This window comes from Neisseria sp. HMSC078C12, from assembly GCF_001838065.1.
Taxonomy (GTDB): Bacteria; Pseudomonadota; Gammaproteobacteria; order Burkholderiales; family Neisseriaceae; genus Neisseria.
In genome coordinates this window covers 99,252-109,417 of sequence record NZ_KV835599.1, presented here as the reverse complement: position 1 = coordinate 109,417, position 10,166 = coordinate 99,252, and the positions used below count along the sequence as shown (strand labels likewise).

7 protein-coding genes and 2 pseudogenes are annotated in these 10,166 nt (G+C 51.0%); all 9 read left to right on the top strand.

Going from position 1 to position 10,166, the window contains the following annotated elements:
* Window positions 1–306 (top strand): annotated as a pseudogene (locus HMPREF2596_RS04035) (ferredoxin--NADP reductase); the annotation flags it as partial.
* Window positions 307–379: 73 nt separating this feature from the next.
* Window positions 380–1,102 (top strand): annotated as a pseudogene (locus HMPREF2596_RS11565) (uroporphyrinogen-III synthase); the annotation flags it as partial.
* A 129-nt stretch (window positions 1,103–1,231) separates the two neighbouring features.
* Window positions 1,232–2,503, top strand: a complete 1,272-nt coding sequence (locus HMPREF2596_RS11560) for a uroporphyrinogen-III C-methyltransferase (protein WP_283140403.1) — start codon at window positions 1,232–1,234, stop codon at window positions 2,501–2,503.
* Window positions 2,500–3,723 (top strand): heme biosynthesis protein HemY, encoded by a 1,224-nt coding sequence (locus tag HMPREF2596_RS04025; protein ID WP_070849786.1) that lies wholly within the window; start codon window positions 2,500–2,502, stop codon window positions 3,721–3,723. The genes HMPREF2596_RS11560 and HMPREF2596_RS04025 overlap by 4 nt, the downstream gene beginning before the upstream one ends.
* A gap of 134 nt (window positions 3,724–3,857) precedes the next feature.
* Window positions 3,858–4,919 (top strand): uroporphyrinogen decarboxylase, encoded by a 1,062-nt coding sequence (hemE, locus tag HMPREF2596_RS04020; RefSeq protein ID WP_070849785.1) that lies wholly within the window; start codon window positions 3,858–3,860, stop codon window positions 4,917–4,919.
* A gap of 143 nt (window positions 4,920–5,062) precedes the next feature.
* Window positions 5,063–6,556, top strand: a complete 1,494-nt coding sequence (gene cls / locus HMPREF2596_RS04015) for a cardiolipin synthase (RefSeq protein ID WP_070849784.1) — start codon at window positions 5,063–5,065, stop codon at window positions 6,554–6,556.
* 309 nt (window positions 6,557–6,865) lie between these two features.
* Window positions 6,866–8,962, top strand: coding sequence for a TonB-dependent receptor domain-containing protein (locus HMPREF2596_RS04010; protein ID WP_070849782.1), 2,097 nt, complete (start codon window positions 6,866–6,868; stop codon window positions 8,960–8,962).
* Between the two features lie 463 nt (window positions 8,963–9,425).
* Complete coding sequence (locus tag HMPREF2596_RS04005; protein ID WP_070849780.1) at window positions 9,426–9,620, top strand: YgaP family membrane protein; 195 nt, start codon at window positions 9,426–9,428, stop codon at window positions 9,618–9,620.
* A gap of 12 nt (window positions 9,621–9,632) precedes the next feature.
* Window positions 9,633–10,154, top strand: a complete 522-nt coding sequence (locus HMPREF2596_RS04000; protein WP_070849779.1) for a rhodanese-like domain-containing protein — start codon at window positions 9,633–9,635, stop codon at window positions 10,152–10,154.
* Window positions 10,155–10,166: the final 12 nt, after the last annotated feature.

Genomic DNA, 10,166 nt, shown 5'->3' with positions numbered 1-10,166 from the left:
AAAGAATTGCCCGAACACGAATACTTGGGCGATTTGGTTAAAGAAAAATTGATTTACTACCCGATTGTTTCACGCGAAGACTATGTACACCACGGCCGTCTGACCGATTTGATGCGCAGCGGCAAACTCTTCGAAGACATCGGCCTGCCTAAAATCAATCCGCAAGACGACCGCGCCATGCTGTGCGGCAGCCCTGCCATGTTGAAAGACACCTGCAACGTCTTGGACGAATTCGGCCTGACCGTTTCTCCGAAAACCGGTGTCCGCGGCGACTACCTGATTGAGCGCGCATTCGTCGATCAATAACGTATCCCCGGCAACAGGCCGTCTGAAACCCTTCTTTCAGACGGCCTAAAACCTTAATAATTTATCTCACATTATGCCTACTCTACTCATTATCCGTCCGTCCAACCGTCCGCAACAAGATATCCAAACCTGCCATGCAGCCGGTTGGCAGGCTCAAGTATTGAGTCCGATCGAAATAGAGGCAGACCGTTCGGCACTAAACAAACTTCCCGAACAATTCAAGCAAGCCGATGTCGTGTTTTGGGTCAGCCCGACTGCTATTGAAACCGCAGCGCCGCACCTGAACTTTTCAGACGGCCCCAAAGCACACATTACCGTCGGCCAAACCAGCCAACATACTTTGGCGCAATTCTCCCCCTATCCCGTATTCTCTCCCGAAGACGGCAACGACAGCGAAGCCGTCTTGAGAATGCCTATTTGGAAAAACCTGCCGCCCAACGCCCGAGTTCTCATTATTCGAGGTCATGGCGGCCGCGATTATTTGGCAGACAAACTAAGCGCACTGGGTTTTCAAATCGACTTCGCCGAAATCTATTTCAGACGGCCACACGCCATCGATTGGCAGCGCTTTAAAACCGAAGACATCGCCGCCACCTACGTTACATCCGGCGAACTTGCACGCGAATTTTTCCATCAGATTCCGCCGCAATTTTCCCGATTCTTCGAATCCTTGCTATACTTTACCCATCATCCACGCATTGCCGATGCACTTCGCATCGTCGGCGCCAAACATGTAGAAACCGTCACTTCTTTATCCGCAGCACTTTCATCCATACCACAAAGGAACCAAGCAGTGACCCAAGTCGAAGACAATAAAGATACCCGACAAGTTGCCAATACGGCAGCTTCGGCGCCTGAACGTTCTGAAAACACCAGGCCGTCTGAACCAATCAAACCTACCCAACCTCAGCGAGTGGAGGCGAGCATGCCCGAGTCCAACAATCTCCCACAAAACAACGCCCCTGTTATCATCAAACAATCCGGCGGCAAAGCCTTGGCCGCAGGTGCAACCGTCTTGGCACTGCTTGGCTTGGGCGCGAGCGGATTCCTGTTTGTACAGGGTCAAAATGTTTTAAAAAACCAAGAGCTCGAATTCAATCAAAAAATCGACAAAGCTGCGTTGGGCGAGTCTGAAAACGCCAGCCTTTTAAAAGACAACCTCAACCGCCAAACCGCTATTCAGGCCGAGTTAGACCGCTTGAACAACGGTCAAAAAAGCAATAGCGATCAAATTCTGCAAACGCAAAAAGCTTATCAAGAGCTGCTCAAAGGCCGTGTCAACTGGCTGGTTGACGAAGCCGAATCCATGTTGAACACAGCTTCGCAACAATTGATGCTGTCAGGCAACCTCCAAGGCGCGGTCAGCGTATTGGAACACATCGACAGCCGCCTGAGCCGTTTTGACCAGCCCGAGCTAATCCCCGTCAAACAAGCCATCAGCAATGATTTGGCCGCGCTGAAAAACCGCCCTTATGTCGATATTTCCGCTACCGCCCTGCGTATCGACCGTTTGGAAACCGCCATTTCCGGCCTGCCTTTGGTCTTGGACGGCGTATTGAAACCGGGTGCCGCGCCTGTAGAAACCGCCCATTCAGGAACTTGGTGGGAAAACACATGGGAAAAATCCCTCAATGCCCTCAAAGGCTTGGTTGAAGTCCGTCATCTGGACAGCAACGACGCCATGTTGATTTCGCCCGAACAAACCTACTTCATCCGTGAAAACCTGCGCCTGCGCCTTTTGGATGCACGCATTGCCCTGTTGCAACACAACGGCGAAGTGTATCAAAGCGATTTGAACAATGTTGAAGCAACCGTGAAGCAATACTTCGACAGCAAATCCCCTGCTACCCAGTCATGGCTGAAAGAGTTGGCCGAACTCAAAGCCCTTGATGTCCGTATGATTTCAGACGACAGTCTGAAAGCCAGCTTGAGTGCCGTTCGCGCTTATCAAGAAGGTTCGCGTACACAAATGACAACCGAAGAAACTGCACAAACCCAAGCCGCCGAGAAAACCGCTTCCGCTCCGGCGGCAGCTACCGAGCAAGCCACGACTGCCGCACCGGCTGCCGCTTCTGCCCCTCAATCTCTGGAAGCGCCTGCTTTGCCGTCTGAAAACAAAAAAGAACCGGCCGCCGAAGCTGCCAAACCACAAAACCAAACCAAGCCTGCTGCCAAAATTAAAGGAGAGCAAGCATGAAAACCGTCGTTTGGATTGTCATTCTGTTTGCCGCCGCCGTCAGTTTAGCGTTGGCTTCCGGCATTTATACAGGCAACGTGTACGTCGTGGTTGAGCAAACCATGCTGCGCATCAATCTGCATGCCTTTGTTTTAGGCCTGCTGTTGAGCGTATTCGTCTTGTATTTCCTGATTAAATTCGTGTTCGGCCTCTTGAACCTTCCGGCGCGTATGCAACGCTTCGGCATTGCCCGCAAAGGCCGTCAGGCTTCTGCCTCTTTAAACAGCGCGGGTTTGGCATATTTTGAAGGCCGTTTTGAAAAAGCCGAACAAGAAGCCGCCAAAGTCTTGCAAAACAAAGAAGCCGGCGACAACCGCACCCTGGCTTTGATGTTGGGCGCGCACGCGGCCGACCAAATGGAAAACTTCGAACTGCGCGACCGCTACCTGCACGAAATCGAACACCTTCCGCAAAAACAACAGCTTTCCCGTCATCTTTTGCTGGCCGAATCTGCATTGGGCCGCCGCGATTATCCGACCGCCGCACAAAATCTTGAAGCCGCAGCCAAAATCAACGGCAACTTAAGCCGCTTGGTGCGCCTGCAATTGCGTTATGCCTTTGATCACGGCGATGCTTCAGATGTCTTGGCAAAAGCGGAAAAACTGGTCAAAGCCGGCGCCATCAACGATTACGAAGCAGAACAGTATCAAAACTGGGCATATCGCCGCCTCTTGAGCGAAGTAACCGATGCAGGCCGTCTGAAAGCCTGTTTGAAACAGATTCCCGAAAACGTGAAATCTGGCGAATTGTGCGTCGCGATTGCCGAGAAATACGAGCGTTTGGGCTTGTATGCCGAAGCGGTCAAATGGGTAAAAACCCATTATCCGCCAAACCGCCAGCCCGAGCTTTTGGAAGCATTTGTCGAATCCGTGCGTTTCCTAAGCGAGCGCGACCAGCAAAAAGCCATCGATTTGGCAGATTCTTGGTTGCAGGAACAACCAGACAATGCGCTACTATTGATGTATCTCGGCCAACTGGCTTACGGCCGCAAACTTTGGGGCAAAGCCCAAGGCTACCTCGAAGCCAGCATCGCCCTGCAACCCAGCGTATCAGCGCATTTGGTTTTGGCTCGTGTATTTGATGAAACCGATCAGCCGCAAAAAGCGCAAGAACAACGCAATCTGGTTTTGGAAAGCGTGGCCGAGGAAGAACATCCGGCAGCTCTTCCTCAACCAAATTGATGTGCCGGCTTCACATTAACAACTCATGAAATCTTTCATACCAGCTTCTATTTAATTATTTCAGACGGCCTGAATAAACAACTAAGGCCGTCTGAACTTTGTTCCAACACACCAAATCAGAAAGCCTATTTATCATGACTGCTCTGAAAAACGATACTTTCCTCCGCGCCCTGCTCAAACAGCCTGTCGAATACACGCCCATCTGGATGATGCGCCAAGCCGGACGCTATCTGCCTGAATACAAAGCCACGCGCGCACGCGCAGGCAGCTTTCTCGATTTGTGTAAAAATACCGAGCTGGCGACAGAAGTCACCATCCAGCCTTTAGACCGCTTCGATCTGGACGCGGCAATTCTGTTTTCCGACATTCTGACCGTACCCGACGCCATGGGTTTGGGTCTGTATTTTGCCGAAGGCGAAGGTCCGAAATTTGAACGCGCTTTGCAACACGAAGCCGACATTGCAAAACTGCAAGTTCCCGATATGGAAAAACTGCAATACGTCTTTAACGCGGTAACTTCCATCCGTAAAGCACTGGACGGCCGAGTTCCGCTCATCGGCTTCTCAGGCAGCCCGTTCACACTCGCCTGCTACATGGTTGAAGGCGGCAGCAGCAAAGAATTCTGCACCATCAAAACCATGATGTATTCGCGCCCTGATTTGCTGCATAAAATCCTCGACACCAATGCCCAAGCCGTTACCGCTTATCTCAATGCCCAAATCGATGCCGGCGCACAAGCCGTACAAATTTTCGACACTTGGGGCGGCGTGTTGAGCGATGCCGCATTTAAAGAATTCAGCCTGAAGTACATCCGACAAATCGTTGCCGGACTCAAACACGAAAGCGAAGGCCGCCGCGTGCCTGTTATCGTGTTTGCCAAAGGCGGTGGCTTATGGCTGGAAAGCATGGCGGAAATTGGCGTAGATGCCTTGGGTTTGGACTGGACATGCAACATTGGCGAAGCCCGCCACCGCGTTGGCAACCAAGTTGCCCTGCAAGGCAACTTCGACCCGTTTGCCCTCTTCGGTACGCCCGAATCTATCCACACCGAAGTCGCACGCATTCTTGCTGACTACGGACACGGCAGCGGCCATGTATTCAATCTCGGCCACGGCATCAACCAACACGCCGACCCCGAACACGCCAAAATTTTGGTCGATACCGTACACGAATTGTCCCGTCAGTATCACCGTTAATTAAAGCAATTCAAAGGCCGTCTGAAAGCAAAAACACAATTATCGTGTAAATTTGTTTTCAGACGGTTTTTCTATATACTTAATATTTGAAGCTTGTTGGCCCAAACCTTCAAATTGAAAAACCCAACCACTCCCCACCGAATATGAATTTCTTAAAAGACATTACCTGGACCGAGATTTTTATCTTCGCCCACACCTGCGCTGCACTCGCCTGCATGCTGCGCGTGTTGTACAAACAAAAAAACATCGGCTCAACCTTTGCCTGGCTGATTATCCTCTTCCTTTTCCCCGTATTCGGAACCATCGCCTACATCCTCATCGGCGAGCCGCGTCTCGGTACGGCCCGCGCTAAACGTACCGGCGAAATGAACCGTTTCTACCGCAACTTTGCCGCCGCCCACCTTACCGATATGTATCTCGATATTGCCGACCAAGTGAAATCGCGTTACCACGGCATCAGTAAAGTTGCCGAAAAAGGAACGGGGCTGGGTGCAACCCGAGGCAACGCCATGAGCCTGCTCTCAACCACCGACACCATCATCAACAGTATGCTTGCCGACATACGCGCCGCAGCACATTCCTGCCTGTTGGCCTTTTACATTATCGAACCCAAGGGCCGCATCGAAGAAATTCTAAATGAAATTCTTGCCGCCAAAACCAGAGGCGTAGACTGCGCCATACTGGCCGACGCCGTCGGCAGCAGGAGCTTTCTTGAAAGCGATTGGGTAGAGAAACTGCGCCAAGCAGGCGTAGAAGTACATACCTCATTACCTGTCGGCATCTGGCGTACATTATTCACGCGCACCGACCTGCGCAACCACCGTAAACTCCTCGTCATCGACAGCAAAATCGGTTACACCGGCAGCTTCAACCTCGTCGATCCGCGCTACTTCAAACAAAACTCAGGCGTCGGCGAATGGATAGATGCCATGATGCGTTGCACAGGGCCTATGGTACTGGAGCTGTCAGCCGTCTTCTTCGCCGACCTTGCCGTCGAAACCGATAAAAACCTCCAAAACGTACAAACATACCTCAACCAAGCAAAAAACCTGCTGCCCCAAATCCTTCCCGAAAAAATGCAGCAAGGCAATATTGTTGCCCAAATCATTCCCTCCGCCCCCGAGCAAAGCAGCTTCGTCATCTACGAAACCATCATCAGCGCCATCTATGCTGCTACCAAACAAATCACAATTACCACCCCCTACTTCGTCCCCGACGAGCCGCTTCTTATGGCATTAACCGTCGCCGCCAAACGCGGCGTCAAAGTAACCCTGATACTGCCTGCCAAAGTCGACTCACTGATGGTACGCTACGCCTCACGCGCCTACTACCCTATGCTGCTGGAAGCCGGTGTCAAAATCGCCATGTTTGAAGGTGGGCTTTTACATGCCAAAACCTTGACCATAGACGAAGACTACTCCCTCTTCGGTACGGTCAATATGGACATGCGCAGCTTCTTCCTCAACCTCGAAATCAGCCTCGCCATCTACGATCGTGACACCACCAAACAAATCTGCAACCTCCAACGTGACTACCTCAAAAACAGCAGCTACATTGCCATCAAATCATGGCAACAGCGCTCCAAACTCCGCGGCCTCGTAGAAAATGCCGTCCGCCTGATGAGTCCTTTGCTGTAAAAAAGTAGTGAGGCCGTCTGAAAAACACTTTTCAGACGGCCTTTTAAAACACCTATACACAATATTGATCATCGATAAATATTCAACTCATCCCTTTTCTTCAGTTTCAAAAAAGTAAGCCTCAACATATTTTCTCTCAAAATAGTTTTACAAAATTTAACCACAAATAAACCAATTGATATCTATAAAAATATTCAAACTACAAATCAAAATGAGACCAATATATTCTCTTACATTTATTTGTAGTTTGATAATCATTATTAAAATAATTAGAATAAGCGGTCAATTTTTTATTCCTTGGGAAAAATCATGAATAAAACCTCTTTTCCTGTATTCCGCCTTAGTCTCATTACACTTGCACTATCGACAGGCTTCGCCCATGCCGAAAATACGCACCCCGCAGAAACTGCCGAACTGAATGAAATTAAGGTTACCGGTACCGCCGTACCGACCCGCGTTACCCGAAACCAGCTTGACCGCGAAACTTCGACCGATTTGAAACAAGTCATGAAAGACCAAATCGGTATGGATGTCGGCGGCGGCAACGGCGTGGCACAGTTTTACAGCATCCGCGGCGTCGGCGAAGACAAGATTAATCTGGAAGTGGACGGTACCAGCCAATCCACCAAAATCTTTCACCACCAAAGCCGCTTCCAGCTTGACCCCGCTTTGGTGAAAAGCATCAACGTCGAAAAAGGCACAGGCGCAGCGAGCGCGGGCTTGGGCGCGGTCGGCGGTACCATACGCGTGACGACGGTTGACGCGAAAGACCTACTGACCGACGGCAAACCTTTCGGTTTCAAACTCGGCGCGGGCTTGAGCAGCAATAAAGGCTCAATCGGCAACGCGGCGGTTTACGGCTATCAAAACGGCTTCGATGCCTTGTTTGCAGGCAACTTTCTCAACAACCGCGACTACAAAGACGGCAACGGCAATGTCAACCGCGGCAGCCGTCTGAAACAGCACAGCTACCTCGCCAAACTCGGCTACGACTTCAACGACGACCACGGCATCCGTCTGACCTACCGTCAGGAATACCAAAAAGGCAACCGCACCGACAAAGCCGAGTTCCAAAACGTTGACAGCTATGTCGGCGTGGACGGTACTTATCAAAAAGAGCAATCCTACAATCTGGAATACCGCGGCCGCAACGTCGGCTTCCTCGACAAAATCGACGCCAACGTCTTCCAAATCAACACCGACGACACCAAGCCGCCTAAAGGCGCGCCTTCCCCGAAAGCCCACGCCTCCGGCACGGCGCAAGGCGGCGTTCCCATTGGCCAGCTTGAATTGAGCAAAATCAAAGCGACCGGTGCGAATTTAAACCTTGCCAGCTCTTTCGGCGACGGACACATGGTCAAATATGGCGTCAACTACCGCCACGAAACCTCCGAGCCGTCCGACAAAGGCGCATGGCTGAAGATTCTCGGCCTGTATGACCGCGACAAAGAGAAGAAATCCGAATACGGCGTGTACGCAGAAGGCATCTGGAACCTGCACCCCGTTACCCTGACCACCGGCCTGCGTTACGACCATTTCAAATACAACGCCGCCAGCAAACAAAGTGCGTCGCACGGCCAGCTCAACCCCAGCATCGGCGCGATTTGGGACATCAACGACAATTTCTCCCTCTTGGCAAACCTCAATCAGGCAAGCCGTGCGCCCCGCCTGAACGAAGCCCTGTTGGCTAACGAACGCGCAGGCGCCGCCGCCGATTTGGACAGTAACCTCAAAGCCGAAACCGCCCGCCGTGCCGAACTCGGCTTCAGATGGCGCAACGACAACTTCAACGTCAGCGGCAGCGTGTTCCACCAACGCATCAAAGACCTCATCGTCTACCGTTGGGCAAAAATCAACAACAACACCGCCTCCATCACCGAACGCGGCAAGATTTACAACGGCGGCACGCTCAAAACCTACGGCTACGAACTTGACGCATCCTACCGCTGGGGCGGCCTGACCGCACGCGCCGGCGTATCCTACGTCAAACCCCGTCTGAACGGCGAAATGTACTACGGCGAAAGCCCGATTCAAGCAGAAGACCACGAAAGCTCGTTCACCTTCTGGAACACCGGCCGCCAATGGCTGACCGGCCTGTCTTATCAGTTTGAAAACCCCAAACTCGAAATCGGCTGGCGCGGCCGCTACGCCCAAAGCGTGAAATACACCGACGTCGCCCGCGGACAAGGCACGATACACGGCAAGAAAGCCGGTTACGGCGTACACGACATCTACGCCAACTGGCAGCCGCTGAAAAAAGACAACCTGAACGTCAACTTCGCCGTCAACAACATCGGCAACAAGCAATACCGTTCACACAGCCAACGCTTCCCCGACGGCAACGGACGCACCCCCTTCTACGAACGCGGCCGCGAGTTCGCCTTGGGCGTGAACTATCGTTTCTAATGATACGAACGACGTTATAAAGAAGCCAAAGGCCGTCTGAGATTCAATTTTCAGACGGCCTTTTATAATTCGTAAACAATTTGATTTTAAAGTATTTCCTCTCCCTTGCTAGTTACACAACGGATTATCCAGTCTTTAAATCGTCTCCATTGGACTTCTTTTCCGAATCGGTCATGATTTGATTCTTTCTGAAAACTGACTACTCATTCTTCCAATATAAATAATATCTTACATAGATCATCTCCAGTACCTCTAAAAAATAAAGGCTGTATTTTTACATTTAACCATGACGTTGGAGATTGATTCTATTTGTGTGTTTAAAAAATACAATACAAATATTAATTACACTTTTGCTGTAAACCATTTGACAAAGTCATTTCAAAGGATATAATATTTCTTATATATGATTTTTATTATATATGTTTATTTATAGACAATTCATTCTGAAACAAGGAGCAATAAAATGAAACGAAACTTGGGTACTTTGGATCGCGTTATCCGTATTGTTATCGGTGTCGCACTGATTGCTGCAGCTGCTACCGGACAAATTGGCTGGTGGGGTTGGCTGGGCATCATCCCTCTGGCTACAGCACTGATTGGCAACTGCGCGCTGTACAGCTTATTGGGCATCAACACCTGCCACATCAACAAAAAATAACGAAGGCAAAACATGAGTACGGTCGGACAACTCCCGCGAATTACGCCTTCCGAAGCAACGGCAAAAATCCGTGACGGCGCGTTGGCAGTAGATATCCGAAGCCAAGCCGAATATCGGGGCGGACATATTGGCGGTGCATTATCCCTTCCGCCTGAACGGCAGCGAGACAAACTGCCTGATGATACAGCCTCGTGCCTGATTTTTTATTGCCTGAGTGGTAAACGTACAGCAGGGGCTGAAACAATATTGTCAGCGCTTGGCCAAGGCCGCGAATGCTATATTCTAGAAGGCGGCTTACAGGCATGGAAGGCTGCAGGGCTTCCTATTGTTGCCGACCGTGCCGCACCGGACATCATGCGGCAGGTGCAAACCATTGCGGGCAGTTTGATTCTGTTGGGCGTGCTGGCAGGTTGGCTGGTATCGCCTTGGTTTTATCTGATAGACGTGATGGTCGGCACAGGCCTGTTAACGGCGGGGTTAACCGGATTCTGCGGCATGGCACGCCTGCTGGCCAAAATGCCATGGAATCATTAAGCAAAGGCCGTC

Excerpts from the sequence above, each read along its gene's own strand:
- HMPREF2596_RS04005 (WP_070849780.1), top strand. The coding sequence starts at position 9,426 with ATGAAACGAAACTTGGGTACTTTGGATCGCGTTATCCGTATTGTTATC.
- HMPREF2596_RS04010 (WP_070849782.1), top strand. The coding sequence starts at position 6,866 with ATGAATAAAACCTCTTTTCCTGTATTCCGCCTTAGTCTCATTACACTT.
- HMPREF2596_RS04025 (WP_070849786.1), top strand. The coding sequence starts at position 2,500 with ATGAAAACCGTCGTTTGGATTGTCATTCTGTTTGCCGCCGCCGTCAGT.
- cls (WP_070849784.1), top strand. The coding sequence starts at position 5,063 with ATGAATTTCTTAAAAGACATTACCTGGACCGAGATTTTTATCTTCGCC.
- HMPREF2596_RS04000 (WP_070849779.1), top strand. The coding sequence starts at position 9,633 with ATGAGTACGGTCGGACAACTCCCGCGAATTACGCCTTCCGAAGCAACG.
- hemE (WP_070849785.1), top strand. The coding sequence starts at position 3,858 with ATGACTGCTCTGAAAAACGATACTTTCCTCCGCGCCCTGCTCAAACAG.
- HMPREF2596_RS11560 (WP_283140403.1), top strand. The coding sequence starts at position 1,232 with ATGCCCGAGTCCAACAATCTCCCACAAAACAACGCCCCTGTTATCATC.